Below are 24,806 nucleotides of genomic sequence, written 5' to 3' on the forward strand. Positions count from 1 at the left end.
GAGCGCGGCGGGTCGGCGGATCAGTGCGTTGCCCACTCCTCCTGCTCGATGGCTGCGATCTGGGCCAGGCGCTGCGCGTGCACACCGCCCTTGAACGGGGTGTCGAGCCACCGCTCGAGCAGCGTGAGGGAATGCCGCTCGTCGATCACCTTGGTGCCGACGACCATGATGTTGGCGTCGTTGTTGCCGCGCGAGATGTCGACCGCGAACTCGGAGTAGGCGAGGCCGGCCCGCACGCCGCGGATCTTGTTGCAGGCGATGACTTCACCCTGGCCGCTGCCTCCTAGGACGATGCCCATGTCGGCGCGTCCGGACGTGATCTCGCGGCCGACCGCCGCGCACAGCGGTGGATAGTCGATCACGCCGTGGCCGCGCGGGGCGAGGTCGGTGACCGCGATGCCGCGTGCGGTGAGAGCGTCGATGAACGCGTCGACGACAGCCGTGCCGTGGTGATCGCCCGTAATGGCGATGCGCTCGATGACCGCCATCAGCCGCTCATCTCCATGGTCGAGGCGGCGAAGACGTCTTCCCAGGCCGGTCGACAGCGCAGGATGCCCTGTTGTATGGCCGTCTCGATGAGCGCCTCCAGGGTCGGGAGGTTCTCCGCCATGCCGTAGGGCAGGGGATCGGATCCGGTGATCTTCATGACGCGGGTGAGCACGCGATCCTGTCGGCTGGCGGGGATCGCGGCGGCGATCCCGGCGACGTAGCGCCGCTTCGCCTCGGCGAACGCCTCGAACAGAGCCGGACCGAGCTCAGGATGTCGAGCGAGCAGATCGTCGCGCACGACGACGAGGTGGTTGATGGGGAAGACCCCGTGGCTCTGCAGCTGCTGCGCCGCGACGTCGTCTGGGTCGGCGATGAGCGGTACAACTTCGGGATGGTCGATCGCGGCGCCGACGACCGCGTCGAGCTCGCCGGCGAGGAGCAGATCCGCGAGCGTCGCGCCCGCCGGCGCCGGAACGACGTTGCCCGGCGCCTGGTAGTCCGGTACATGTTCATCGCCTGAGCGGATCCAGGTCACCGTGTCGAGGTCGAGGCCCGCCTGGGCGAGAGCGTGCCGCCCCCACACGCCGGTCGTGACGGTGTAGCCGCGGTTCACTCCGATGCGCGCGCCGGCGAAGTCGGGGATCGCGCGATCGCGGCTGCCGCGCAGCACCTGGGTCGCGCCGTGATGGAAGTCGCGCACGAGGAAGATCGGCAGAGCCGTGTACGGGGCGCCGTGCTCCTTGGCTGTGAGGTAGGTGGTCAGCGCGAGCTCGGCGACGTCGAACTCGACCCCGCGCACCATCTTGCGGAAGCCCTTCACCAACACCGGCTCGTCGGCGAAGTCGAGGGAGGCGCCATCGACGGCGACCTCGCCGTCGATGAGCGCGCGGTTGGCTCCCTGTGGACGTGTGAGCGTTGACAGACGCATGCATCCTCCATTCCGCCGTATCAGGCGACGTCGTAATGGTAGCCTGGTCTGACCATTACTCCAATATGAGCCCGAGGATGTGCAAATTGACTGAGACTGTGCTCGCTGCGGTGCGCACCGCGCCGGAAAAGACGGAGATGCGCGAGTTCGCGCGGCCCGAGATCGGTGCCGACTCCGCACTGCTCAAGATCGAGGTCGCGGGAATCTGCGGCACCGACGCCAAGCTGTACTTCAATCCGCCGACCACGCGCGCCACCGGCGGTCCGGTCATCATGGGCCACGAGAACGTCGGCACCATCATCGAGGCCGGGGCCAACTTCCGGGTGCGCCACGGCGTGGCCGAGGGGGACCGGGTCTTCGTCGAGCACTACGTCGCCTGCTACAACTGCGAGTGGTGCCGCATCGGCGAGTACCGGCACTGCGAGGCCACCGACTGGCGCACCAACCCTGACGCCCGGCGGTTCGGCTACACCTCCGCCGATTTTCCCGGACACCTATGGGGCGGGTTCTCGGAGGCCATGTTCCTGCCGTGGAACACCGTGCTGCACCGCGTGCCGGCGACCATGAGCGCAGAACTCGCGGGCATGGTCATGCCGCTGTCCAACGGCATCGAGTGGGCGCTGCTCACGGCGGGCATCGGCTACGACGACACCGTGCTCATCCAGGGCCCCGGTCAGCAGGGCCTCGCGCAGGTCGTGGCTGCGAAGCAGGCGGGCGCGTCGAAGATCATCGTGTCCGGCACGACGCGCGACCGCGAACGGCTGGACCTCGCGCTCGAGCTCGGTGCCGACGCCGTCGTCGACGTGCTCACGGAGGATCCGCGCGAGAAGATCATGGATCTCACCCGCGGCCGAGGTCTCGATTACGTCCTCGACTGCACCTCGCGCGCCGGGACCGCGCCGATGCTGCTCGGCATCGACGTCCTCAAGCGTCGCGAAGGCGTCATGGTCGTCCAGGGCGAGCTCGCGGCGTTCCCCGATTTCCCGCTCAAGATCGTCACCGAGAAGTCGATCACGATCAAGTCGGCGCGCGGGCACTCGTACCGCGCCTGCGAACTCGCGGTCGCGCAACTGGCGTCCGGGCGCTTCCCGCTGCACAAGCTGGCCACCCACCGCTACGGCATCGACCAGGTCGACCATGCGATCCGCGTGCTCGCTGGGCAGACCGACGAGGACGCGATCCACATCTCGATGATGCCCGACATGATCGGCGTGCCCGGTGGTCGCACCCCGGCCGAGGCGAGTCTCTGATGGCCGGGCTGGTCGTCACCGGCACGCCCCGGACGGCGCTCGAGCTGCTCGATGCGCTCGCCGGACACGGCGTGGCCACGGTCCACGAGGCGCAGGGCCGCACAGGTCTGCTGGCGCCGGGCATCGCACCGATCCAGCACGGCACGCGCACCGCCGGCAGCGCCGTGACGGCGACAGTCGCGCCAGGCGACAACACGACGATCGCGATCGCCGTCGAGCAGTGCCAGGAGGGCGACATCCTCGTCGTCGTGCCGACCTCGCCGTGCGACATGGGCTACTTCGGCGACCTGCTGGCGACCTCGCTGCAGTCGCGAGGCGTGCGCGGACTCGTGATCGACGCGGGCGTGCGCGACATCGCCGATCTGCACGAGATGCAGTTCCCGGTATGGTCGCGCTGCGTCTCTGCCGCGGGCACGACCAAGGGCGTCCTGGGCGACATCGGGGTGCCGATCTCTATCGCCGGGCAGATCGTGAATCCGGGTGACGCCGTGCTCGCCGATGACGACGGCGTCGTGATCGTCCGCCGGGAACGCGTCGCCGAGGTCGTCGACCTGGCGCAGCGGCGCGAGGAGAAGGAGCAGCGCTCCCGCATCCGCTACGAGAACGGCGAGATCGCGCTCGACGTCAACGACATGCGCGGCCTGATCGAGCGGGCCGGCGTCCGATACGTCGACCACGGCACCTGGCAGGAGGAGCAGTCACCATGATCATCGACGTCCACGGCCACTACACGACCGAGCCCGCGCGACTGGGCGAGTTCCGCCGGGCGCAGCTCCGGGGCGAGGCCCCTCGTGCGGATGCCCTGATCACGGCGATCTCCGACGACGAGGTGCGCGCGAGCGTAGAGGAGAATCAGCTGCGCGTGCTGCGCGAGCGGGGCGGCGACCACATGCTGTTCTCGCCGCGCGCATCGGGGATGTCCCATCACGAGCCCGATCCAGCCGTCGCGAATGCCTGGGCACGGGCATCCAACGATCTCGTCCATCGCGTCTCCAAGCTGTTCCCGCAGCACTTCTCGCCCGTCGCTCAACTGCCGCAGACGCCCGAGGGCAATCTCGAGGGCGTGCTGGCCGAACTGCGCCGCGCGGTAGGAGACCTGGGCTTCGTCGGTGCCAACCTGAATCCCGATCCGTCGGGGACCTGGGCGGGCGCGCCCGTGACCGATCCGGTCTGGTTCCCGATCTTCGAGGCGGCGTCAGAGCTCGACATACCCCTCATGGTGCACGTATCCACCGCGTGCAATCCCAACTTCCACACGCTCGGCGCGCACTACCTGAACGCCGACACGAGCGTGTTCATGCAGTTGCTGCAGTCCGACCTCTTCCAGCGCTTCCCCGATCTGCGGCTCGTGATCCCGCACGGCGGCGGTGCGGTGCCGTTCCACTGGGGTCGCTACCGGGGCCTGGCCATGCGCAACGACTGGCAGGATCCATCCGAACTGCTGCGCAACGTGTTCTTCGACACGGCCGTGTACCACCAGGCCGGGTACGACCTGCTGCTCGAGGTGATACCGGCATCCAACGTCCTGTTCGCCTCCGAGATGCTCGGCGCCGTCCGCGGTGCGGATCCTGCCACGGGGATCGAGTGGGACGACACGCTGCGATACCTGCGGGCCTCCCAGCGCAGCGACGCCGACTTCCGGGCGATCACGCACGACAACGCGATGCGGGTGTACCCCCGTCTCGCACGGCGTGACGGAGGGGTGGCATGAGCCGGCTGCGCCTGACCTTCGCCTGCGGCGACTACGACCGTACCCGCGCGATCGCGGAGGGCGGCGTCGTTGCCGAGGGGATCGACATCACCTACCTGCGCCTGCCCGTAGAGGAGACCTTCTTCCGCATGGCGCGGCACCGCGAATTCGACGTCGCCGAGATGTCGCTGTCGACGTACGTCTCGACGCTCAACACCCTCGACCGCGGCGAGCAGTCGCCGTTCGTCGCGATCCCCGTCTACACCTCGCGGCAGTTCCGGCACGGCGGCATGTTCGTGCACGATGGCGCGGGCGTGAGCGAACCGGCCGATCTGCGCGGCAAGCGGGTCGGGATGCCGGAGATGCAGCTCACGGCGTGCGTGTGGCAGCGCGGCATCCTCGCCGACCGGCACGACCTGCCGCTCGACGCGGTGTCGTTCGCGACCGGAGGGATCGAGAAGCCCGGACGCATCGAGAAGGGCGCCGTGGACGTGCCGTTCGAGGTGGCGCCCATACCTTCGGATCGCACGCTGTCCGAGATGATCGGCACGGGAGAGATCGACGCGTTCTTCGGTCCTCGCATCCCCAGCTCGTTCGAGGGCCCGGGCAGCCGTGTGCGCCGGCTGTTCCCCGACACCAAGGCGACCGAGGTCGAGTACTTCCGCGACACCGGGATCTTCCCCATCATGCACGTCGTCGTCATCCGGCGCGACGTGTACGAGGCGAACCCGTGGACCGCGCAGTCGCTCATGCAGGCTCTGAACCTGGCGAGGGCGGATGCCGTCGAGCGCAACTATGACGCCTCGGCGCTGCGATTCATGGAGCCGTGGCTCATGATGCACCTCGAAGAGGCGCGCGAGCTGATGGGCCTCGACTACTGGTCGTATGGCGTCGGCGAGCGCGACAGGAAGGTGCTGGACACCTTCCTGCGCTACCACCAGGAGCAGGGGCTGTCGGCGAATCGGAGAACTGTGGAGGACCTGTTCGCTCCGGAGGCGATGGAGTCCTTCGTCATCTGATGCGCGCGACGCCCCGCGCGGATCAGCGTGCGAGGTGATGTTTCAGCGGCACACTGAGGTCGCCGGCGGCGCCGAACGGGACATTCCCGCCCTTCTCGAGGATGCGGCGCACGGTCATGTAGTCGCGCGGCGCGTTCACGGATTCGACCGAGACGAGCTGACGCTCGCGGTAGTAGAGCGCCGAGAACTCCTCGCCGTCGGGCTCGCCGCGCAGCACGACCTCGTCGTACCCCATCGAAAGACCGGCCATCTGCAGCTTCAGATCGGCCTGATCGGACCAGAACCACGGCACTGCGAGAGTGCCGGGCTCGCGCTTGAGGAGCGCGCTTGCGGCCGCCTTGGCCTGCGCGATCGCGTTAGGCACTGATTCGAGGCGGATGGTGCCGTGCACTGGGTGCTCACTGATCGCGCAGTCACCGGCGGCGACCACGCCCGGGATGCGCGTCTGGCCGTGCGAATCGACCTCGATGCCGCGCTCGGTCGCGATGCCCAGGGGTGCGGCGAGCTCGGTGTGCGGGATGAGGCCGATGCCGACCACGACGACGTCGGCGGCCACGATGCGTCCGTCGGCCAGCTCGACTCCGGACACTCGACCGTCCTCGCCGCGGAATCCCGACACGGCGGCGTTGAGCACGATGCTCGTGCCCCGTCGCGTGTGCGCGTCCGCATAGAAGCGTGACATCGCCGGAGCCACGACACGCGCCATCAGTCGGTCCTGAGCTTCGAGCACGGTGACCTGCTTGCCCTTGGCGGTGGCGGATGCTGCGATCTCGAGTCCCACGAATCCGCCCCCGACCACGGCGACATGGGCCGCGACGTCGAGTTCTCCGCGAAGCGCGGACGCGTCGTCGATCGTGCGGAGGTAATGGATGCCGGGAAGATCCGTGCCGGGTGTTTGCATCCTTCGGGGCGTTCCGCCGACCGTGAATGCGACCTGCTCAAACGGGAAGACGCGACCGCTGCGGGTCACGGCCTCGCCGCGGCCGTCCGCCGGGTCGTCGAGGGAGACGCTCGCGATCCATTCGCTGCTCACGATCGCGATGTCGTTGTCGATGTAAAAGCCGGCATCGCGCAGCAGGAGGTCCTCCGCGGTCGCCAATCCGCTCAGGAAGATCTTTGACAGTGGCGGGCGCTGGTAGGGCGTGTGCTCCTCACCGCCGACGACCGTGATGGGGGCGGTGTAGCCGAGCTCGCGCAGGCTCGTCGCGAGCTGCAGGCCGGCCTGTCCGGCTCCGATGATCAGGGTTCCGGCGCCGGTGCGCGTCGTTGTCGTGTGGTCCATGCTCCTCCAAAGGGTAGGACCATTAGACCACACGAATACTCCGGCGTCACTCCTCCGTCTGCGCGATGCGGCGAGCGGTGCGCTCCAGGTGCACGGAAAGGATCTCTTGAGCGCGGGCGAGGTCGCGGTCGGCGATCGCGTCCACGATGCTCTCGTGCTCCTGAACACCGACGGTTCCCATGGAGGGGGCGGCGTTCTTCGCCTCGAGCAGCGAGGTCAGCAGCGGCCCATGGAAGCTCTGCATAAGGGCCTCGAGCGCCGGATTGTGCGTGCACGCCGCAAGGCGGATGTGGAAGGCCGCGGACGTCTTTGCCGAGTAGTCGTCAGCCTCGCGCGAGGCGCGCGCCTCGTCGACCAGCGCGCGCAGCTCGGCGAGGTCGTCGTCCGTGGTCCTTTCGATCACGAGCGGGAGGATGCCGAGCTCGAAGATCTGCCGCGCCTCGATTGCCGCCGAGGCGGTGATGGGGGACAGGCTCATGAGGTGGGCGAGGTTATCGCCGACCATCTCGGGTGACGGAGTGGTCAGGAAGGATCCGCCCTGTGCGCCCAGGCGCACCTGGATGAGTCCGTTCGCCTCCAGCACGCGCAGCGCCTCGCGAACGGTCACGCGGCTGACCCCGAGCTGCTGGCAGAGGTCGCGCTCATTCGGAAGGCGGTCGCCCGGCTGCAGGCTGCCGTCGCGGATGAGCTGCTTGATCTGGTCGACGATCACGTGCGAAGCGCGATCGATGCTGACCGGGTTGAATATCGATGCCTTTGTCAGGTCTGGACTGCTGGACAAGGCTGCTCCTCGCTGGGCCCCCGCGGTCGGCGGCCTTAGTTCGTCGATGAATCGGATTCGCAGCGGGCTGCGTTCCGGTCGCCGGAGTCATTCTAGTTGGCGGATACGGTTGTTTCGGCGCAGTCGAGCCGAGAAGCAAGGGTGGCCTTGCTTTCATCATTCCTTGACCCCAGTCTATGATCGCTGAATGCAAAGGTGCTATGGTCAAGCCATTGATCTTTTGCCCGACCTTCCGAGTCGGGTCTCAGGCAGTGAATCCCGAACATCACGAAGGCGTGAAGGAAGGCGTCCAATGGTTTCAGCGACGTATGCGCATTCCGGCGAGGTACTGACCGGGGGAGTCGTCGATGCTTGACGCAATGCTCTCCGGCCTGGCCCAGGTGCTGCAGTGGCAGACGCTCGGCATCATGGTCATCGGCATGATCATCGGCTTCATCGTCGGCATCCTTCCCGGTCTCGGCGGCGCCGTCACGATCGCTCTGCTTCTGCCGTTCACGTTCGCGATGGATCCGGTGCAGGGTCTCGTGCTGCTGCTGAGCATGTGGATCGTGACCGGAACCGCGGGCGACATCACCTCCGTGCTCTTCGGGATACCGGGTGAGGCGACTTCGGCCGCGGCGGTGCTCGACGGCTATCCCATGACGAAGAAGGGCATGGGAGGACGAGCCCTCGGAAACGTGCTCACAAGCTCGGGCCTCGGCATCATCTTCGGCGCCGTCGTCCTCGGTCTCTTCATCACCGTGATCCGACCGATCGTCATGCTGCTCGGGCCACCCGAGTTCTTCATGATGGTGTTGCTCGGCCTGGCCTTCATCGTGACGCTCTCGGGCAAGAACCAGGCGAAGGGCTTGGCGATGGTCGGGTTCGGCCTGCTGCTGTCATACGTCGGCTCCGACCCCTCCGCGGGCGTCCCCCGCTTCGACTTCGGGCAGATGTACCTGTGGGGCGGCGTCGAGCTGATCCCGGTGGTGGTCGGGCTCTTCGGCGGCGCAGAGGTGCTGCAGCTCATGCTCACTCGGTCGTCCATCGCGAGCGGATCCATGGGGCAGACCAAGCTCACCGGCACTATGCAGGGCGTGAGCGACGCGTTCCGGCACTGGCCGGCCCTGCTGCGCTCGTCGGGCGTCGGCGTCGTCGTCGGGATGTTGCCGGGCCTCGGCGGAACCGTCGCGCAGTGGATCTCGTACGGTCAGGCCCGCCAGACATCGAAGAACCCCGAGATGTTCGGAAAGGGCGCGGTCGACGGACTTGTGGCCGCCGGTGCGACGACGACTGCTAAGGATGCCGGTTCGCTGATCCCCACGATCGCCTTCGGAATCCCCGGCGGCGCGGCCACCGCCGTGCTGCTCGGCGGATTCCTCGTGCTCGGGGTCAACCCCGGCCAGGAGATGCTCACCACCAAGCTGGACGTCACCTTCTCGATGGTCTGGACCGTGATCCTCGCCGGACTGCTCGGCGTGATCCTCGCACTCGCCCTGGTGCGCCCCCTCGCCGCCCTCACGAAGATCAGCGGCACGGTGCTCACCCCGGTGCTGTTCATGTTCCTTGTGATCGGCGCGTATACCGCCAACAACAACTGGGGCGATCTGTTCGTGATGCTCGGCGCCTCCGCGGTCGGCGTTATCTGCCTCCGCTACGACTGGCCGCGGGTGCCATTCCTGCTCGCGCTCGTGCTCGGCCCGCTGCTCGAGCAGTACCTGACGCTGTCGAACACCCTGTTCGCCGACACCTGGCTCGCCCGCCCGGGCGTCCTGATCATCGCGGCTCTCGTGGTGGTGGTCGTGTTCTTCAGCATCCGATCGCTGCTTCGTGAGAAGAGCCGCTCCGAAGAGACCGGCGAGCCGTTCCGCGGAACGCGCACCCGGGCGATCCGAACGATTGGAAAGAAGAAGTGAGCGAGCAGTCCCCGGGCATTCAGCCCTCCCGGGCGAGGTCGGATTTCGTCATCGCCGTCGTCCTCCTCCTTATTTTCATGGGCGCGCTGTTGTGGAGCCTGACCTACCCGCCCGCCGTCGCGATGCTGCTGCCGCGGATCGCGATCGGGCTCGGCGTGGCCGCGACCCTGTGGGTGGGCATTGGCAAGGGCATCCGGCTGTTCCGGGCGAACGGCGCCGCCGAGAACACCGAGCAGCGCTCGCTCGCTGAGATCGTCGTGGCGACGGACATCGTCGGCGAGGAGGCTCAGGCCGACGAGGTCGCCGACAACGACGCCGAGTACATCTTCGCCAACACCACCCGCCGGCTGTGGTTGATCTCGCTGGGCTTCATCGCGGGATTCTTCGTCGTGATGTGGCTGTTCGGCCTGTTCATCGCTGCGGCCGTGTTCTCGCTCGCGTACCTGGTGTTCGTGGGCAGGAAGAGCTGGGTGTACGCCATCGTCTACACCGCACTGCTCACCGGGGCACTGTGGGCGCTCATGCGCCTGGTCACCTACATTCCCAGCCCCGCCGGCATCCTGTTCGCCGGCGGCTGACGCCCGGCCTCCGTCTCGTCCCCTCTTCCCCGTCCCTGTTCCGAAGTCCCTCGCACCACCCCACCCGCATCGCTCGGCAACCCGCGCCGGACGACCGTCCCCGTTCGACAGAAACTCCAAGGAAGGTGTCATCATGTCACGACGCACGACCCGAATCGCCAGCCTCATCACAGGCGTTGCCGTGATCGGCTCCCTCGCCCTGACCGGCTGCTCCAACAACCCGGCGGCCGGCGCAGGCGGCCAGTCCGGCGCGGGCGGATGCAGCGCCCTCAAGGGCAAGACGATCGATCTCGTCATCCCCTATGACGCCGGCGGCGGCTATGACATCCTCGCTCGCGTCATCCTTCCCGGCCTCGAGAAGGCTCTCGATGCGACGGTCGTGCCGGTCAACAAGCCAGGCGCGGGCGGGTTGCTCGCTATCAATCAACTCACCGCGGCTCCCGCCGACGGTACACAGATCGCCATCGTGAACGGCACCGGCGCCGCCGCGGCGATCCTCGCCGGCGCCGACGGGCCCACGTTCGGGTTCGACGACCTCAGCTACATCGGCCGCGTCGCCGTCGACGACCTCGTGGTGACCACCAACGCCAATGGCGACTACCAGAACTGGGACGACGTCGTCGACAGCGACGGCTTCAAGTTCGGCTCGACCGGCCGCGGATCATCCGACTACATCGTCGCCAACGCCCTGATCAAGGCCTTCGACCTGAAGAACAGCCAGGTCGTCGTGGGCTTCAACGGACAGTCCGAGACCGACCTCGCGCTGATCCAGGGAAATGTCGACGCGATCGCCGGCCCGCTTGACAGCCGCCGCGCAAGCATCAAGAGCGGTGAGACGACCGGAGTGCTCTCGTTCGCCGAGGAGGCTCCTGCCGACGCGCCGGACGCCGCGGTGTTCTCCGACCTCGACCTCGACGAGGACGCGCAAGGCATCATCGATGGCGTGAAGGCGCTGACGGCCTTCGGTCGCCCCCTGGTTGCTCCGGCCGGTGTGCCCGATGCAACCCTGACCTGCCTCCAGGACGCCCTGGCCTCCGCGGTCGAGGATGCCGACGTGCTCGCGCAGGCCGAGAAGATGCAGCGCGAGATCTCGTACCTCTCGGGCGAGGAGCTCAAGAACGACGTCGTGACGTCGTTCGACGAACTCTCCGACGACTTCATCGAGGTTCTCAAGTCGTCCTATTGACCCCCGAAACGGTGGTTCCCCGAGCCCCTCGGCTCCGCCGGATCGGCGGGGGCCGAGGGGCCGCACCATGAGACGAGTCCGGTTCCAGGAGGAAGCGTGCACAACAGGTCGCAGTTGAGCGAGGACGTCTTCTCCGAAACGACGATCTTCCTGTTCTCGGTGAGCCTCGGCATGGCCACGGTTCTCGTGCCGCTCATGGCATCCGCCGCCGGGTACAGCCTGGGAGCGGTCGGCTTCCTCATCGGGGTGTCGGCGATCACGCAGATCATTGCGCGCGCCGGCATGGGAGCCCTCATGGAGCGCTTCCGGACGCGGTCGTTCATCCTCGCCTCGCTCAGCCTGCTCAGTGCGTCCTGCCTCCTGCTAGCCGTCACGCATGCGCTGTGGGCGTTCGTCGTCTCGCAGTTGCTCCAGGGAGCCGCTCGCGCGTACTTCTTCACCGGCACGCAGACTCACGTGATCCGTGGCACGCGTCCGGCCGTGTCGGCGCTGACCATCATGAACGTCACCAACGGCGTCGGGCTGCTCGTGGGTCCCGTCGTGGCCGGCTTCATCGGCGCCGCATCGCTGCAGCTCGGGCTGGCAGTCGCGGGTGCCGTCGCCGGCGTCGCGATTCCGGTTTGCCTCTTCCTCAGCGCGTACGAGCCTTTCGTGAAGGCGGGCGCGCAGTCGAGCGGTTCGACGGTTCCGATCTGGCGTCGACCCGGAGTCGTCGCCTCCGGATGGATGGGGGCCGCGGCGGGCGCGTGGCGCGGCATCCTCAACTCGTACCTGCCGGTGCTCGTCACCGCGGCGGGGCACTCGATCCCTGTCGCCGGCGTCATGACGACGATAGCGAACCTCGCCGCGCTCGGCGGTTCCGCGGCGGCACCTCTCGTCCGCCGTGCCGGCGTCCGTGCATCGGCGATAGTCGGCACCGTGCTCGCCGCGGCCGGGGTCGCTGTGATGGTCTATCTGCTGTCAGACCTCATCTGGGCGGGCGTCTTCCTCGTGATCTCGGGTATCGGCGCCGGCATTCTGCAGACCCTTGGCCCAGCGCTCGGCTCCGAGGCCGTGGGGCCCGAGGAACGCGGCCGTGCGATCGCCATGATCGGCACCTTCCGCGCCATCTCGCTGCTCGTCACGCCCGTGGGCATCGGCGCACTAGTGTTCGTACTGCCCTCTGCGGCGGTCGCGACCTCGATCGTCGCGGTCGTGTCGGCAGTTCCCGCGCTGCTGATGCGTCCGCGTCCCACCGATCCCGCCTGATGCCCGGGGTTCGAAAGAAGTCGCGGCAGAAGCGGGTAGTCTGGCGCGGATGAGGATGACGCGTCGCCAGCTGCTGATCGGCGCCGGAGCCGGCGCGCTCGGCGTTCTGCTGGTTTCGTGCACCCCGGAGCCGAAGCCCACCCCTACTGCGACGAACACGGGTACCCCTTCACCGCTGCCGACGACGGCCGTTCCGGCCCCAGCATCCAGCGTTCGCAGCACCTGGGGAAGCGACCCTTACTCGCGCGGGGCAGTGAGCTTCACGCGGGTCGGCGTGCAGGGCGATGCGCGCGAGCGGCTTGCGGAGCCCGTCGAAGGACGGGTGTTCTTCGCGGGCGAGGCGACGGATGCCGACAACCCCGGCACGATCCGCGGGGCGATCCACTCCGGCGAGAGCGCCGCGATGCGCCTGCGGGCGTCGGCCCTGGCCGGCGAGCGGATCGCCGTGATCGGTGCCGGCCTGGCCGGTGCCGCCGTCGCCGCGAGCCTCAGGGACGCCGACCTCCAGGTCACCGTGCTCGAAGCGAGGGAGAGCGTCGGCGGACGCACGCCGTCGCGCGTCGACGACGAATGGGCGACGCCGATCCAGCTCGGAGGCTGGCTGCTTCCTGCGCTCGCCGAAGGCGAGGAGGCCGGCCGCGAGGAGCTCGGTCTGCCGGAGACGGTGGAGCTGGCATCCGCTCTCTGGCGTGCGCCGGACGGCGACATCGAAGCGGTCGCCACGACCCCGCTCGCCACGGCGATCACGGCTGCGGGCAAGCTCCCCACCGATGTCTCCCTCGCCGAGGCTCTCACCGACGCGGGCGCCGACCTCGAAGATCCGAGCCTCGCCGGGCTGCTCGCCTACCTCACCACCACGGCCGGCGCCGATGCGGAGTCCCTGTCGTCCTGGTTCCCGCCTGCGCTGCCCTCAGCCGCGCTCAGGGCGGTGGTCGGCGACTTCGACGCGCACATCAGAGAGCTGCTGTCGAACGCACAGCTCACGCTGTCGACGCCGGTGACCCGAGTCGCCTACGACGACGCCGGAGTCAGTCTGCGGCTCGGCACCGGCGAGTCCACGTCGTTCGATCGCGTCGTCATCACCGTCCCGCTCGGTGTTCTCCAGAGCGAGCGGATCGACTTCTCCCCACCGCTGCCCTTCACGCATCGTGGCGCCATCAACGCGCTCGGCATGGGCCACATCGAGATGATCTGGCTGCGCTACGACGAGCCGTTCTGGGACACGGATGCCACGATCTGGCACTCCATCGGCGGCGAAGCCGACCAGCTGGTGCGGACCTGGATCAACCTCCAGCCCAGCACCGGCGCCGGCATCCTGGTCGGCGTCGTCGGCGGTGCGGCGGCCGAGGAGTTCGCGGAGCTCGACGAGCAGGCGGCGCTCGTCGCCGCTCTCACGTCGCTGGCGCCGTTCCTGCCTCCGGAGACCGACTGACCTTCTTCCGGTCGCGGCGGACCTTCGGTCGATCCGCCTTCGCCGGACTGATCCGGCTGATCAGCGCGAGAACAGCCGCGACGAGCGCGAAGATCGCCAGTGCGACGCCGCTCGTGAGTGCGAACTCCCCGAATCCGGTCACTTGGCGCGGGTCGAGGAAGTAGTACGGGTACCAGCCGATCAGCGGGCCGCGCCACATGGTCACGCCACCCCATGCGAGAGGGAACGCCAGGCAGCCGGGCACGATCCACCATGGCACCGAACGGTGACCGGGGGTGAGGGTCCACGCGATCGCCGTGAAAGCCGGCAACCAGAAGTGCAGGACCTGATCCGACCACGGCACATCGACGCGGATGCCGCGGAGCCCCGCCTGCCAGACGATCAGAGCGAACGCGAGCCCGGCGGTGATGGTCCAGGTGAGGACGAGTGCGAGGGCGACGCTGAACCACCGAGGATCGGTCGCTCGGCGGAGCGCCAGGATGCCACCGAACACGAGCACGACGACGAGCCCGATGTTCGACTCCACAGTGAGGTACGCGAAGAAGTTGTTCCCGGCGATCGTCTGCGAGCTGAGCCCCCAGAACAGGCGATGAACGAGCGCGATCAGACAGATGGCGGCCGTGGCCAGGCGAAGCACGCCGAACGTGATCCGTGACCTCACCGTCTCGTGGGCTCCTCTCCGACGCGCGGGAACGTCATCCGGCGAGTCTACGGAGTGGGCCTGAGCGCGTGCGAACGGCGCCACCGGCGGTCGTCCGGCGTGATCGCCGAGAGCAGGGTCTCGTTGAGCTCGACGTGCTCGCGCTGCATTGTCGCCATGGTCTCGCGAGCGGAGTCCGTGAGCTCGACGAGCACCGCGCGGCGATCGGTCGGGTGCGGAGTGCGGCGCACGTGGGTCGATGGACCGTAGCGCCGCAGCATCGATTTCAGACCGATCAGGCGGGCGGCAGGCGGAGCACGTCCGGCGATTCGCCGCCGGTGAGGTCGTCGGCGATGCGGATGCTTCGGGCCAGGTCGTCGAGCGCGGGAATCAGGGTGCCGAACCGTTCTCGGTCGCCCCCGACCGCCGTGAGCGTGATCAGGTGCGAGCCGGTGTCCCACGTGTACGTCGCGAACGGCGGCTGAGCGGGCTGCGAGGGGAAGGACATCACGAGCTTCTCGCCGGCGCCGAGCACCGTGGTGAACGTCGCGGTGTCGTCGTACTCGATCGGCATCATCGCGCGAGCGCGGCGCACGTCGTTGGTCAGCTCCTGTGTGTTCGCCATCGCGACGACGAGCTCGGGGTCGGCCTTCCACGTCCACACCAGCACGCGGCCGTCCGCACGCTTCATCATCGCCGGGGCGAACTGGCTGACGATCCACGCGCCGGCGCCCGCCGCTCGGGGGAGCGGGTTCTGCCCTCGCTGCAGAGCCTGGCCCATCAGCATCCTGATCGCCGCTTTGCGATGCCGGCGTCCCTTCCAGCCGAACGAGTCGGTGACAGGGATCCAGAGCTGCGGGTCTGCGGAGCTGGTGATGCGCATGATCACACGGTAGAGGATGCTCCTCGGAGGCGGCTCAGCGCCCGGGTGCTGCCACGGCGAGGGAGCCCGGCGCCCGCAGGTCGCTCAGGTAGAGTGGCCAGCGCCCGATCCCGGTCCCTCCGTACCCCGAAGGCTGCATATTCGTGACCTCCCCTGACGCTCCGCTGAAGATCCTCATCGGCTGCGACACCTTCGCCCCTGACATCAACGGGGCCGCACGGTTCGCTGAGCGCCTGGCCGCAGGGCTCGTGCAGCGCGGGCACGACGTGCACGTCGTCGCCCCGAACCGGAAGTACCGCAGAGCGGCCCCGGCCACCGAGGTCATCGAGGGCGAGCCGATGACGCTGCACCGTCTGCCGTCCGTCCGCTGGGCGCCGCACGACTGGCTGCGCTTCGTGTGGCCGTGGCGATCCAAGCACTATGCGCGCAAGGTGCTCGACCGGGTCAAGCCGGATGTCGTGCACATCCAGTCGCACATCGTGATCGGCCGTGGTCTCTCGCGCATCGCGCATCAACGCGGAATCCCTGTGATCGCGACCAACCACGTAATGGCCGAGAACATCCTCGACCACACCACGATGCCGAAGTTCGTCGACGACATCGTGCTGAAGTTCGCGTGGGCGGATGCCAAGCGCACGTTCGACCTCACCCGCGCGATCACCACCCCGACCCGCCGCGCAGCCGACTTCCTCGAGCGCACGGTCGAGGTCAGCGGCGTGATTCCGGTGAGCTGCGGCATCGACCGCACGCAGTACACCCCGACGATGGGGCAGCGCGAGAAGAACCGGATGGTCTTCGTCGGCCGCCTGACCGCTGAGAAGCAGGTCGAGGTCATCCTCGAGGCCATGACGAAGCTCGACCCCGCGCTCGATGTCAGCTTCGACATCGTGGGCGGCGGAGATCAGCGCAAGAGCCTCGAACGACTCACCGGCGAGCTCGGCCTGTCCGATCGCGTCACGTTCCACGGCCGAACGACCGATGAGGAGCTTCGCGCCGTGCTGTCGCGCGCGAGCCTGTTCGTCATCGCCTCGATCGCCGAGCTGCAGTCCATCGCGACGATGGAGGCGATGGCATCCGCCCTGCCGGTCGTCGCCGCCGATGCCGTCGCCCTTCCGCACCTCGTGCACGACGGCGAGAACGGGTACCTCTTCGAGCCGGGCAACGCGAACGAGCTCGCCGCGCGCCTGACCGACGTCTTCACGGCTGAGCCAACGGAGTACGAGCGGATGCAGCAGGCATCCCTGGACGGCGTCATCGTGCACGACATCAACCGCACGCTCGACACGTTCGAGGCGCTGTACCGCGACCAGCCGCTGCCGAAGTAGCGGAGCGGTCCGATGCACATCGTCTTCTTCGGCGATCAGCACCTCGCGTCCCTGGGCGGGGCGCAGGTGTCGATGCGGCTGCAGAAGCAGTACCTCGAGCGCGCAGGGCACACGGTGACGGTGGTCGCGCCGAAGATGCACAACGGCAGCGTCTTCGGATGGCCGAACCCCTTCGACCTCCCCTCCATCCCGATAACCCTCGACCGCGAGTACTCGATGTCGTGGCCGGGTCGTCGCACCGACCGGTTCCTCGACCGGACGTTCGCGCTGCATCCGCCGGTCGATCTCGTGCACGTGCAGGCCGATTTCTGGGGGGCGTTCATCGGCCACCGGTTCGCCCACCGCCACGGCATCCCCGTCGTCCACACGATGCACAACCGGGTCGACGTCGGCATGGCCGCTGTCACACCGCTGCACCGGCAGGTGCTCGCCGTGCTCAATCTGTGGCGGCGGCAGTCGATGCGCGGCATCGGCCGACCCGTCTCGGGCAGCGACGGCTGGGCGTTCCTGCGCGGCATCGCTCAGGGCTCCAGCGCCGTCACGGCGCCGTCAGGGCACTTCGCTCGTCGGCTCGAGCAGCACGACGTGTTCCCGAACGTCGACGTCGTCTGGAACGGCATCGACGACGAACTCCTCGCTTCGGTGCTCGCCGAGAAACCATCATCGAAGCGAGACACCACGCCAGACATGGGGTCTCGTGCAGGAAGCGATGTCTCGCCGGCGCGCCGCCCCCGATTCATCTGGCTCGGGCGCATGAGCCCCGAGAAGCGACTCCTGCCGTTCCTCGAGGCGGTCGTCATGTCGCAGGTGGATGCCGACATCGAGGTCATCGGCGGTGGAGGGCAGCTGCGCGCGGCGGAGAGGATCGCCAAGGGGCACGCCGGCATCCGATTCGTCGGACGCCTTCCCTATGCCGAGACGCTTACGCGGATCGCGGCAGCGGATGCCGTCGTGCAGACCTCGATCGGATTCGAGACGCAGGGCATGACGCCATTCGAGGCGGCCGCCCTCGGCACGCCGACCATCGTCAGCGACCCCGACATCGCCGCCGAGCTTCGAAGTGGACTGTGGGCCGTCCCGGACGGTTCCGTCAGCGCGCTCGCCGCGACGCTGAGGGCGGCGGCATCCGAGATCCGAAACGGAGAAGCGCCGACGCCCGACCCCGAGGTCGCCGAGGCCTTCCGCCAGTCGTCTCGTACCGCAGCGATGGTCGAGATATACGAGCGCGTTCTCGCGGCCGGCTGAGGCTCGGAGGATACGCTGGGCCGATGAGCAGCCCTGCGCCCTCCACCGACCGGATGCTCTCCCCGAGCCTGCGCGTGCTGCTGGCGCTCGCGGCGACCGTGGTCGTGATCGCCGGTCTCTCGTTCGCCCGCGAAGTGGTCGGACCCATCGCCCTGGCGATGGTGATCGTCATCATCTGCGAGCCGGTGCGGATGCCGCTGATGCGCCGCGGGCTGCCGTCGTGGCTGGGCTCGACGATCGTGATCGCGCTGGCCTACGTGATCCTGCTGGCGATGGGCGCCCTGCTGTGGTTCGCCGGCAATCAGTTCGCGCATCTCGTCGTCGGTCTCACGTCGGACGGCCAGGTGACCCGCCAGCTCGACCTGTTCGTCGCGTGGCTGAACGATGTCGGGTTCGGCCAGGAGGCGACGGATGCCGTCACGGCCCTGCTCGCCCCCGCCAACCTGATGCGGCTCGTGCAGAACGTCGGCGGCACGGTCGTCGCCGTCGCCACGGCACTGTTCTTCGTCTTCGCATACATCATCTTCATGACGGTGGATGCTGCCCGCTACCGCCACGCGCCCGCTGTCTTCGGTGCGACCCGCAGCCACGTCATCGGCCGCATCGCGTTCCTCAACCGCGGCATCCGCCGGTACTACGTCGTCAACGCCGCCTTCGGCACGATCGTGGCGATCATCGACGGACTCGCCCTGTGGTGGATGGGTGTTCCGGCGCCGATCGTCTGGGCGATTCTCGCGTTCGTGACGAATTTCATCCCGAACATCGGCTTCATCCTGGGGTTGGTGCCGCCGGCGATCCTCGCCTACGCCGTCGGCGGCTGGCCGCTGCTGCTCGGCGTGATCGCGGTCTACTGCGTCGTCAACGTCGTGCTGCAGGTGCTCGTGCAGCCGAAGTTCGTGAGCGATGCCGTGGATCTCAGCCTCACGCTGAGCTTCTTCTCGGTGATCTTCTGGACCTTCGTGATCGGGCCGCTCGGGGCGATCCTGTCGATCCCGCTGACCCTGCTGGCCCGAGCCCTGATCCTCGAGGGCAACCCCGATGCGCTGTGGTTGCGCTGGGTCAGCGGCGATCGGACGGCTGTTCCTCCGCCGCCGGAGCCGGAGCCGGTGCTCGTGCGTCCGCGCCGACGGCGCCGCTGGATCTGGCAGCGCTGAGCGCACTAGAGGCGGGCTCAGCGGTAAGAGCCCGGCTGGGCGGAGACGCCTACGACGTCGTGCTCGGCGACCCGGGTCCAGTCCGTCGCGACCGGACGGAAGCCGTCGCGGTGAACCTCGATGAACGTGGCGATGAGTCCGATGAGGGCGAGTGCTGCGAGAAGGATGATGAGGATCATGGCAGAAAAGCTACGCTTGTCTGATTCATGCCACGAGTGGCAGGATGGACAATGACGAGCGGAAAACTGCCAATCCGATTTCCCGCACTGCGAGGGAGCATCCATGAAGACCGTCGCCTGCATCATCCAGAACGGATTCGCGCCGTTCGAGTTCGGCGTCGCCTGCGAGGCGTTCGGTCTCGACCGGTCGGATGACGGGGTCCCGAACTTCGACTTCCGGGTCGTCGCGGCCGAGATCGGACCCGTCGTCTCGAAGATCGGCGGCTTCTCCGTCAATGTCGAGCACGACCTCTCGTTCGCGTACGAAGCCGACCTCGTCGTCGTGTGCCCGATTCCGCGGGAGTGGTGGGGCAGTACCGATCCGCGCGTGCTCGATGCCGTGCGGGATGCCGCCGACCGGGATGCGTGGTTGCTGAGCGTCTGCAGCGGATCCTTCGTCCTCGGCGAGGCCGGGGTGCTCGACGGACGCCGTGCGACGACGCACTGGATGTACGCGGATGCCATGGCGGCGATGTTCCCGCAGGTCGCCATCGACCCCGACGTGCTGTACGTGCAGGACGGGCGCATCATCACGAGCGCCGGCACCGCCGCGGGCCTCGACGCCTGCCTGCATCTGCTGCGGCAGGAGCTCGGCGCCGAGCTCACCAACCGGATCGCACGGCGCATGGTCGTCCCGCCGCAGCGCGACGGCGGTCAGGCGCAGTTCATCGACCGTCCTCTCCCGATCGACCACGGCGATGCGCTCGCCGATGTCACCACCTGGGCGCTGGAGAACCTGCGCGACGACCTGACCGTCGAACACCTCGCATCGCGCGCGCTGATGTCGCCGCGCACGTTCGCGCGCAGATTCAAGGCCGAGCACGGTGCGACTCCGGCCGCCTGGCTCGCTCGCCAACGGATCATCCAGGCGCAGCGGATGCTCGAGCGCACCGACCTCGCGCTGGACGAGATCGCGGTCGAGTGCGGGTTCGGCTCAGCGGCGGTGCTGCGGCAGAACTTCGCGCGCGTGCTCGGCACGACGCCGACGGCGTACCGTGCGACGTTCTCGTGCGTGACGGCGGGCGCGGTGGCCTGACCGCGCGGTCCCAGCCCAGTGCGCTCAGCCCAGTGCGCTCAGCCCAGTGCGCTCAGCCCAGTGGCCGGGCGCGGTGAGGTTGGACTCGGTGATCTCGACGCCGTGGTCTCCGATGTCGGCGACGCAGTACAGCAGCGACTGCGTCGGATACCCGTGCGGTCGGTTGTCGCGGATGATCGCGGCGTCATCGGTCGGATCCAGCTCTGCGGATGCCGCGAGCAGGTCGATCCACCGCTGCTCCCAGTCGTCCGCCCGCGCAGCGCGTGCTCGAAACTCCGGCAGCCAGCGGGCGATGCGAGCGGTCGCCGGGTCATCCAACCCGTCATGCGCGATCATGTGCACCCCGTGCGGCACCGGCGTCTCGGTGAGCTCCTGCCCGTCCCAGGACAGCACGCGCGCGGCATCCGGGCTGACCTCGAGCAGGTTGAAGCCGTGCATCGGCAGCGGGCCTGCGGGGGAGCGACCGGCGACCGATTCCAGGGCGAGGCTGCCGCGACTGCGCACCTGGTCCTCCGGCAGACCGAGCACGTCGGCGCGGTTCAGCAGCACAGCGAGGCGGTGCGTCGTCCGGTCGACGGCGAGCCATGCGCCTCCGGCTCGGCGATCACGGATGCCGATCACGCCCGGGTACTGCTCTGGCCACCATGGGCCGAGCGAATCCCACGCGCGTTCGGGGTCTTCGTCCCGCACGGCGAGCAGCCGGGAGCCGATGGTTCCATTGGTCGCCTGCTCTGCGACATCGATCACGACCGTGCACACGCTTCGAGTCTATGTCGGCGTACGATCTGCGGATCCCTGCCCGATACGCGGGCTGATCGGCCGCATTCCTCCGCTGATCGTGAACTGTTCGGCGGATCGGGGTCCCGCCAGCCCGGTCCGTACGGCGCTGGGGCAGAATCGAACCATGAACATCGTCGTCGGAGTCACAGGCGGCATCGCCGCGTACAAGACGGTGCGGCTGGTGCGGCTGCTGATCAAGGCCGGCCACGAGGTGACGGTCATCCCCACGGAGGATGCGCTCCGCTTCGTCGGGCTCCCGACCTGGGAGGCCATCAGCCGCAACACCGTCACGACCAGCGTGCACGACGACGTCGCCCGCGTTCGGCACGTCGCCCTGGGCCAGGCTGCCGATCTCGTCATCGTCGCCCCGGCCACCGCGAACACGATCGCGAGGATGACCGCCGGTCTCGCCGACGACCTGCTCGGCACCACGCTGCTCGCAACGACCGCCCCTGTGGCGATCGCCCCGGCGATGCATACCGAGATGTGGCGGCATCCGTCCACGCAGGCGAACATCGAAATCCTCCGAGAACGCGGCGTGCACATCCTCGGCCCCGGTGATGGCGAGCTGACCGGCGGCGATTCGGGACCAGGGCGGATGCTGGAACCCGAGGAGCTCTTCGACGAAGCACTCGCCCTGCTCACGCCGCAGGCCCTCGCCGGCCGCACTGTCGCCGTGTCCGCCGGCGGCACGCGCGAGCCCATCGACCCGGTGCGCTTCCTCGGCAACCGTTCGAGCGGGCGGCAGGGGGTCGCACTCGCTGCAGAAGCCGCAGCCCGCGGCGCTCGCGTCATTTTGGTCGCCGCGAACATCTCGGGCGATGTGCTCGCCGCGGCGAAGCATCCGCAGATCGACGTCCGCCTCATCGGCACGGCCGCCGAGCTCGGCGACGCGATGAGGGATGCCGCGGCATCCGCCGACATCGTCGTCATGGCCGCCGCGGTCGCCGACTACCGGCCGGCGCGCGCATCGGATCAGAAGCTCACGAAGGAGGAAGGCGTCCTCGATCGCATCGATCTCGTCGAGAACGACGACATCGTCGCCGGGCTCGCAGCCTCTCGGCCCGACGGGCAGGTGATCGTCGCCTTCGCGGCCGAGACGCTGACCGACCCGGCGGCCCGTCGCGAGCGAGCCGCGCGCAAGAGGGAGCGCAAGGGCGTCGACCTGCTCGCGGTGAACCGCGCCGACGCCGAGCACGGGTTCGAGAACCCGGACAACGCGGTCGAGGTGATCGGCGATGGCGGCACGGTCGTCGCATCCGCCGCCGGCTCGAAGCCGGAAGTCGCTCGCGCGATCTGGGACGCAGTGGTAAACTTGAGTCAACAACGCTCAACTTTGTAAGGAGTCCTCCAGGAGGAACAGATGACACCGTCCGCACAAGATGAACAGCAGTCCGCCCTCGAGCAGTTCGGCATCAACCTGACCGACCGCGCCCGTCAGGGCAAGCTCGACCCGGTGATCGGTCGTGACAGCGAGATCCGTCGCGTCAGCCAGGTGCTCACCCGTCGCACCAAGAACAACCCCGTTCTCATCGGTGAACCAGGCGTCGGCAAGACCGCCGTCGTCGAAGGGCTGGCTCAGCGCATCGTCGCGGGAGACGTCGCCGAGTCGCTGAAGGACAAAGACCTCATCACGCTCGACATCTCCGCACTCGTCGCCGGTGCCATGTACCGCGGCCAGTTCGAAGAGCGCCTGAAGCAGGTCCTCAAGGAGATCACCGAGTCCGATGGACAGGTCATCACGTTCATCGACGAGCTGCACACGCTGATGGGCGCCGGCGGTGGCGAGGGATCGGTCGCGGCATCCAACATGCTCAAGCCCATGCTCGCCCGGGGTGAGCTGCGCCTCATCGGCGCCACGACGCTCAACGAGTACCGAGAGTTCATCGAGAAGGATGCCGCGCTCGAGCGCCGCTTCCAGCAGGTCTACGTCGGCGAGCCGACCGTCGAGGACACGATCGCGATCCTCCGCGGGCTCAAGGGCCGGTATGAGGCGCACCACGGAGTGACCATCGCGGATGCCGCTCTCGTGGCTGCCGCGTCGCTGTCGAACCGGTACCTGCCGAGCAGGCAGCTGCCCGACAAGGCCATCGATCTCATGGATGAGGCGATGTCGCGGTTGAAGATGGAGATCGATTCGTCTCCCGTCGAGATCGATCAGCTCAAGCGCCAGGTCGACCGCATGAAGCTCGAAGAGCTGGCGTTGAAGAAGGAGAAGGACGCCGCGTCGAAGGAGCGCCTCGCCGCGTTGCGCGAGCAGCTCGTCGAGCAGGAGCGCGAACTGGCGGGCCTCGAGGAGCGGTGGGAGCGCGAACGCACAGGCCTGAATCGCGTGGGCGAACTGAAGAAGCAGAAGGAGGACGCGATCACGCAACGCGACCTCGCGCTCCGAGAAGGCGACTACACCAAGGCGTCGAAGCTCGAGTACGAGACGATCAAGCGTCTGGAGCGCGACATCGCCGAGGCCGAGCAGGCCGAGGCCGCACGCGCAGAATCCGGCGAAGGCCGCATGGTCAACGAACAGGTGACCGAGGAGGACATCGCCGGCGTGATCGCGGCGTGGACCGGCATCCCCGTCGGCCGGCTGCTGCAGGGCGAGAGCGAGAAGCTGCTGCACCTCGAGTCCGAACTCGGCAAGCGCCTGATCGGGCAGAGGGATGCCGTGCAGGCGGTGTCGGATGCCGTGCGCCGCTCGCGTGCGGGCATTAGCGACCCTGGACGCCCGACGGGATCGTTCCTGTTCCTCGGCCCGACCGGCGTCGGAAAGACCGAGCTCGCGAAGTCGCTCGCCGAGTTCCTGTTCGACGACGAGCACGCCATGGTGCGCATCGACATGTCGGAGTACGGCGAGAAGCACACCGTCTCGCGGCTCGTCGGCGCCCCTCCGGGATACGTCGGCTACGAGCAGGGCGGCCAGCTCACCGAGGCCGTGCGACGCCGTCCCTACAGCGTGGTGCTGCTTGATGAGGTCGAGAAGGCGCATCCGGAGGTCTTCGACGTGCTGCTGCAGGTCATGGACGACGGGCGTCTGACCGACGGGCAGGGCAGGACGGTCGACTTCTCGAACGTCATCCTCATCCTGACCTCGAACCTCGGATCGCCGATCCTGATCGACCCGACGCTGTCGATGGACGACAAGCGCGAGAGCGTCATGGCGCTCGTCCGCCAGTCGTTCAAGCCGGAGTTCGTGAACCGGCTCGACGACATCGTGATCTTCCAGGCGCTGACGGAGGACGACCTCGCTCAGATCGTCGAGCTCACGATCGATCACCTGCAGTCGCGACTGCGCGAGCGCCGGCTCACCCTCGCGGTCACCCCTGCTGCGCGTTCGTGGCTGGCCGAGCGCGGCTACGACCCGGTGTACGGAGCGCGCCCGCTGCGCCGGCTCATCACCAACGAGGTGCAGAACAAGCTCGCGACGGCACTGCTCTCGGGAGGCGTGCGCGACGGCGACACCGTGCGCGTCGATGTCGCGGCCGACGGCACGGGGCTGGTGCTGACGGCCGGTTGACGCCGGCATCCTGCACGTATGTCAGTCCGGATCACGGATGCGTGCGCGCAGCCGCGGTTCGGGTCTGACAAGTGTGATCCGTGCTGACAAGTGTCGGGTGCGTCTGGTCGGCCGATCGTCGCGCCTTCGGGTTCTGTAAAGAACAGCGGTTCTTTCGTGCCTGAGTCCGTGAAACAAAGCCTTGCGCCGACGCGCCCGTCGATAGAGTCTCGTCTCATGTGTGTCGGCGACGGGCC

24 protein-coding genes are annotated in these 24,806 nt (G+C 68.1%); 15 read left to right on the forward strand and 9 right to left on the reverse strand.

Translation table 11 applies throughout. The features are described 5' to 3' along the window. Positions 1 to 20: 20 nt before the first annotated feature. Both LQZ87_RS05950 and LQZ87_RS05955 read right to left on the reverse strand, forming a co-directional pair. Positions 21 to 488: an RpiB/LacA/LacB family sugar-phosphate isomerase gene (locus LQZ87_RS05950; protein ID WP_230102547.1), complete on the reverse strand. Its 468-nt coding sequence runs from the start codon at positions 486 to 488 to the stop codon at positions 21 to 23. After that, positions 488 to 1,417: a hypothetical protein gene (locus LQZ87_RS05955; protein WP_230102548.1), complete on the reverse strand. Its 930-nt coding sequence runs from the start codon at positions 1,415 to 1,417 to the stop codon at positions 488 to 490. The genes LQZ87_RS05950 and LQZ87_RS05955 overlap by 1 nt, the downstream gene beginning before the upstream one ends. Before the next feature lie 86 nt (positions 1,418 to 1,503). On the opposite strand from LQZ87_RS05955, the gene LQZ87_RS05960 reads away from it, so the two are divergent. Genes LQZ87_RS05960 through LQZ87_RS05975 form a run of 4 tightly spaced genes read left to right on the forward strand, consistent with a single transcriptional unit; the run spans position 1,504 to position 5,376 of the window. Beyond that, positions 1,504 to 2,667, forward strand: coding sequence for an alcohol dehydrogenase catalytic domain-containing protein (locus tag LQZ87_RS05960; RefSeq protein WP_230102549.1), 1,164 nt, complete (start codon positions 1,504 to 1,506; stop codon positions 2,665 to 2,667). Further along, positions 2,667 to 3,374: a 4-carboxy-4-hydroxy-2-oxoadipate aldolase/oxaloacetate decarboxylase gene (locus tag LQZ87_RS05965; protein WP_230102550.1), complete on the forward strand. Its 708-nt coding sequence runs from the start codon at positions 2,667 to 2,669 to the stop codon at positions 3,372 to 3,374. Before LQZ87_RS05960 ends, LQZ87_RS05965 begins: the two co-directional genes overlap by 1 nt. Then, positions 3,371 to 4,378, forward strand: coding sequence for an amidohydrolase family protein (locus LQZ87_RS05970; protein WP_230102551.1), 1,008 nt, complete (start codon positions 3,371 to 3,373; stop codon positions 4,376 to 4,378). The genes LQZ87_RS05965 and LQZ87_RS05970 overlap by 4 nt, the downstream gene beginning before the upstream one ends. Then, positions 4,375 to 5,376, forward strand: coding sequence for a hypothetical protein (locus tag LQZ87_RS05975; RefSeq protein WP_230102552.1), 1,002 nt, complete (start codon positions 4,375 to 4,377; stop codon positions 5,374 to 5,376). The genes LQZ87_RS05970 and LQZ87_RS05975 overlap by 4 nt, the downstream gene beginning before the upstream one ends. Positions 5,377 to 5,398: 22 nt before the next feature. Here LQZ87_RS05975 and LQZ87_RS05980 read toward each other — a convergent pair whose 3' ends face one another. Together LQZ87_RS05980 and LQZ87_RS05985 are read right to left on the reverse strand one after the other, a co-directional pair. Continuing rightward, the gene (locus tag LQZ87_RS05980; protein ID WP_230102553.1) at positions 5,399 to 6,658 is read right to left on the reverse strand and encodes an FAD-dependent oxidoreductase; all 1,260 of its coding nucleotides are present in this window, start codon (positions 6,656 to 6,658) and stop codon (positions 5,399 to 5,401) included. Between the two features lie 46 nt (positions 6,659 to 6,704). Then, positions 6,705 to 7,439: a FadR/GntR family transcriptional regulator gene (locus tag LQZ87_RS05985; RefSeq protein ID WP_230102554.1), complete on the reverse strand. Its 735-nt coding sequence runs from the start codon at positions 7,437 to 7,439 to the stop codon at positions 6,705 to 6,707. Positions 7,440 to 7,786: 347 nt separating this feature from the next. Between LQZ87_RS05985 and LQZ87_RS05990 the strand changes: the two genes are divergently transcribed. The 5 genes from LQZ87_RS05990 (at position 7,787) to LQZ87_RS06010 (ending at position 13,778) form a co-directional block, all read left to right on the forward strand. Further along, a complete protein-coding gene (locus LQZ87_RS05990) occupies positions 7,787 to 9,334 on the forward strand; it encodes a tripartite tricarboxylate transporter permease (protein ID WP_230102555.1) in 1,548 nt (515 codons plus the stop codon). Further along, complete coding sequence (locus tag LQZ87_RS05995) at positions 9,331 to 9,912, forward strand: hypothetical protein (RefSeq protein WP_230102556.1); 582 nt, start codon at positions 9,331 to 9,333, stop codon at positions 9,910 to 9,912. Before LQZ87_RS05990 ends, LQZ87_RS05995 begins: the two co-directional genes overlap by 4 nt. A gap of 133 nt (positions 9,913 to 10,045) precedes the next feature. After that, on the forward strand, positions 10,046 to 11,098 hold the full coding sequence (locus tag LQZ87_RS06000) for a tripartite tricarboxylate transporter substrate-binding protein (protein WP_230102557.1): 1,053 nt from the start codon (positions 10,046 to 10,048) through the stop codon (positions 11,096 to 11,098). A gap of 96 nt (positions 11,099 to 11,194) precedes the next feature. Beyond that, on the forward strand, positions 11,195 to 12,346 hold the full coding sequence (locus LQZ87_RS06005) for an MFS transporter (protein WP_230102558.1): 1,152 nt from the start codon (positions 11,195 to 11,197) through the stop codon (positions 12,344 to 12,346). Positions 12,347 to 12,395: 49 nt separating this feature from the next. Further along, positions 12,396 to 13,778: an FAD-dependent oxidoreductase gene (locus LQZ87_RS06010; protein WP_230102559.1), complete on the forward strand. Its 1,383-nt coding sequence runs from the start codon at positions 12,396 to 12,398 to the stop codon at positions 13,776 to 13,778. On the opposite strand, the gene LQZ87_RS06015 is transcribed toward LQZ87_RS06010, so the two are convergent. Genes LQZ87_RS06015 through LQZ87_RS06025 form a run of 3 tightly spaced genes read right to left on the reverse strand, consistent with a single transcriptional unit; the run spans position 13,738 to position 15,301 of the window. After that, positions 13,738 to 14,439 (reverse strand): Pr6Pr family membrane protein, encoded by a 702-nt coding sequence (locus LQZ87_RS06015; protein WP_230102560.1) that lies wholly within the window; start codon positions 14,437 to 14,439, stop codon positions 13,738 to 13,740. The genes LQZ87_RS06010 and LQZ87_RS06015 overlap by 41 nt on opposite strands. A gap of 47 nt (positions 14,440 to 14,486) precedes the next feature. Further along, complete coding sequence (locus LQZ87_RS06020) at positions 14,487 to 14,669, reverse strand: hypothetical protein (RefSeq protein WP_230102561.1); 183 nt, start codon at positions 14,667 to 14,669, stop codon at positions 14,487 to 14,489. A 44-nt stretch (positions 14,670 to 14,713) separates the two neighbouring features. Beyond that, the gene (locus LQZ87_RS06025) at positions 14,714 to 15,301 is read right to left on the reverse strand and encodes a hypothetical protein (protein ID WP_230102562.1); all 588 of its coding nucleotides are present in this window, start codon (positions 15,299 to 15,301) and stop codon (positions 14,714 to 14,716) included. Between the two features lie 143 nt (positions 15,302 to 15,444). Here LQZ87_RS06025 and LQZ87_RS06030 point away from each other — a divergent pair, with 143 nt between their 5' ends. From LQZ87_RS06030 to LQZ87_RS06040, 3 genes are read left to right on the forward strand one after another with little or no spacing between them, the layout of a single operon-like run. Next, positions 15,445 to 16,626 (forward strand): glycosyltransferase, encoded by a 1,182-nt coding sequence (locus LQZ87_RS06030; RefSeq protein WP_230102563.1) that lies wholly within the window; start codon positions 15,445 to 15,447, stop codon positions 16,624 to 16,626. 12 nt (positions 16,627 to 16,638) lie between these two features. Beyond that, the gene (locus LQZ87_RS06035; protein ID WP_230102564.1) at positions 16,639 to 17,871 is read left to right on the forward strand and encodes a glycosyltransferase family 4 protein; all 1,233 of its coding nucleotides are present in this window, start codon (positions 16,639 to 16,641) and stop codon (positions 17,869 to 17,871) included. 23 nt (positions 17,872 to 17,894) lie between these two features. Continuing rightward, a complete protein-coding gene (locus tag LQZ87_RS06040; RefSeq protein ID WP_230102565.1) occupies positions 17,895 to 19,025 on the forward strand; it encodes an AI-2E family transporter in 1,131 nt (376 codons plus the stop codon). 17 nt (positions 19,026 to 19,042) lie between these two features. Here the strand turns inward: LQZ87_RS06040 and LQZ87_RS06045 are convergent, their stop codons facing one another. Continuing rightward, positions 19,043 to 19,204 (reverse strand): hypothetical protein, encoded by a 162-nt coding sequence (locus LQZ87_RS06045; RefSeq protein WP_230102566.1) that lies wholly within the window; start codon positions 19,202 to 19,204, stop codon positions 19,043 to 19,045. Between the two features lie 103 nt (positions 19,205 to 19,307). On the opposite strand from LQZ87_RS06045, the gene LQZ87_RS06050 reads away from it, so the two are divergent. Beyond that, on the forward strand, positions 19,308 to 20,279 hold the full coding sequence (locus LQZ87_RS06050) for a helix-turn-helix domain-containing protein (protein WP_230102567.1): 972 nt from the start codon (positions 19,308 to 19,310) through the stop codon (positions 20,277 to 20,279). A gap of 24 nt (positions 20,280 to 20,303) precedes the next feature. Here LQZ87_RS06050 and LQZ87_RS06055 read toward each other — a convergent pair whose 3' ends face one another. Beyond that, positions 20,304 to 21,038: an NRDE family protein gene (locus LQZ87_RS06055; RefSeq protein ID WP_230102568.1), complete on the reverse strand. Its 735-nt coding sequence runs from the start codon at positions 21,036 to 21,038 to the stop codon at positions 20,304 to 20,306. A gap of 145 nt (positions 21,039 to 21,183) precedes the next feature. Between LQZ87_RS06055 and coaBC the strand changes: the two genes are divergently transcribed. Beyond that, positions 21,184 to 22,401 (forward strand): bifunctional phosphopantothenoylcysteine decarboxylase/phosphopantothenate--cysteine ligase CoaBC, encoded by a 1,218-nt coding sequence (coaBC, locus tag LQZ87_RS06060; RefSeq protein WP_230102569.1) that lies wholly within the window; start codon positions 21,184 to 21,186, stop codon positions 22,399 to 22,401. 21 nt (positions 22,402 to 22,422) lie between these two features. Next, positions 22,423 to 24,570, forward strand: a complete 2,148-nt coding sequence (locus tag LQZ87_RS06065; protein WP_230102570.1) for an AAA family ATPase — start codon at positions 22,423 to 22,425, stop codon at positions 24,568 to 24,570. Positions 24,571 to 24,806 lie beyond the last annotated feature (236 nt).

It is taken from the genome of Microbacterium sp. Bi121 (assembly GCF_918698005.1).
GTDB lineage: Bacteria > Actinomycetota > Actinomycetes > Actinomycetales > Microbacteriaceae > Microbacterium.

Excerpts from the sequence above, each read along its gene's own strand:
- LQZ87_RS05950 (WP_230102547.1), bottom strand. The coding sequence starts at position 488 with ATGGCGGTCATCGAGCGCATCGCCATTACGGGCGATCACCACGGCACG.
- LQZ87_RS05955 (WP_230102548.1), bottom strand. The coding sequence starts at position 1,417 with ATGCGTCTGTCAACGCTCACACGTCCACAGGGAGCCAACCGCGCGCTC.
- LQZ87_RS05965 (WP_230102550.1), top strand. The coding sequence starts at position 2,667 with ATGGCCGGGCTGGTCGTCACCGGCACGCCCCGGACGGCGCTCGAGCTG.
- LQZ87_RS05970 (WP_230102551.1), top strand. The coding sequence starts at position 3,371 with ATGATCATCGACGTCCACGGCCACTACACGACCGAGCCCGCGCGACTG.
- LQZ87_RS05975 (WP_230102552.1), top strand. The coding sequence starts at position 4,375 with ATGAGCCGGCTGCGCCTGACCTTCGCCTGCGGCGACTACGACCGTACC.
- LQZ87_RS05980 (WP_230102553.1), bottom strand. The coding sequence starts at position 6,658 with ATGGACCACACGACAACGACGCGCACCGGCGCCGGAACCCTGATCATC.
- LQZ87_RS05990 (WP_230102555.1), top strand. The coding sequence starts at position 7,787 with ATGCTTGACGCAATGCTCTCCGGCCTGGCCCAGGTGCTGCAGTGGCAG.
- LQZ87_RS06000 (WP_230102557.1), top strand. The coding sequence starts at position 10,046 with ATGTCACGACGCACGACCCGAATCGCCAGCCTCATCACAGGCGTTGCC.
- LQZ87_RS06010 (WP_230102559.1), top strand. The coding sequence starts at position 12,396 with ATGAGGATGACGCGTCGCCAGCTGCTGATCGGCGCCGGAGCCGGCGCG.
- LQZ87_RS06025 (WP_230102562.1), bottom strand. The coding sequence starts at position 15,301 with ATGCGCATCACCAGCTCCGCAGACCCGCAGCTCTGGATCCCTGTCACC.
- LQZ87_RS06035 (WP_230102564.1), top strand. The coding sequence starts at position 16,639 with ATGCACATCGTCTTCTTCGGCGATCAGCACCTCGCGTCCCTGGGCGGG.
- LQZ87_RS06040 (WP_230102565.1), top strand. The coding sequence starts at position 17,895 with ATGAGCAGCCCTGCGCCCTCCACCGACCGGATGCTCTCCCCGAGCCTG.
- LQZ87_RS06045 (WP_230102566.1), bottom strand. The coding sequence starts at position 19,204 with ATGATCCTCATCATCCTTCTCGCAGCACTCGCCCTCATCGGACTCATC.
- LQZ87_RS06050 (WP_230102567.1), top strand. The coding sequence starts at position 19,308 with ATGAAGACCGTCGCCTGCATCATCCAGAACGGATTCGCGCCGTTCGAG.
- coaBC (WP_230102569.1), top strand. The coding sequence starts at position 21,184 with ATGAACATCGTCGTCGGAGTCACAGGCGGCATCGCCGCGTACAAGACG.
- LQZ87_RS06065 (WP_230102570.1), top strand. The coding sequence starts at position 22,423 with ATGACACCGTCCGCACAAGATGAACAGCAGTCCGCCCTCGAGCAGTTC.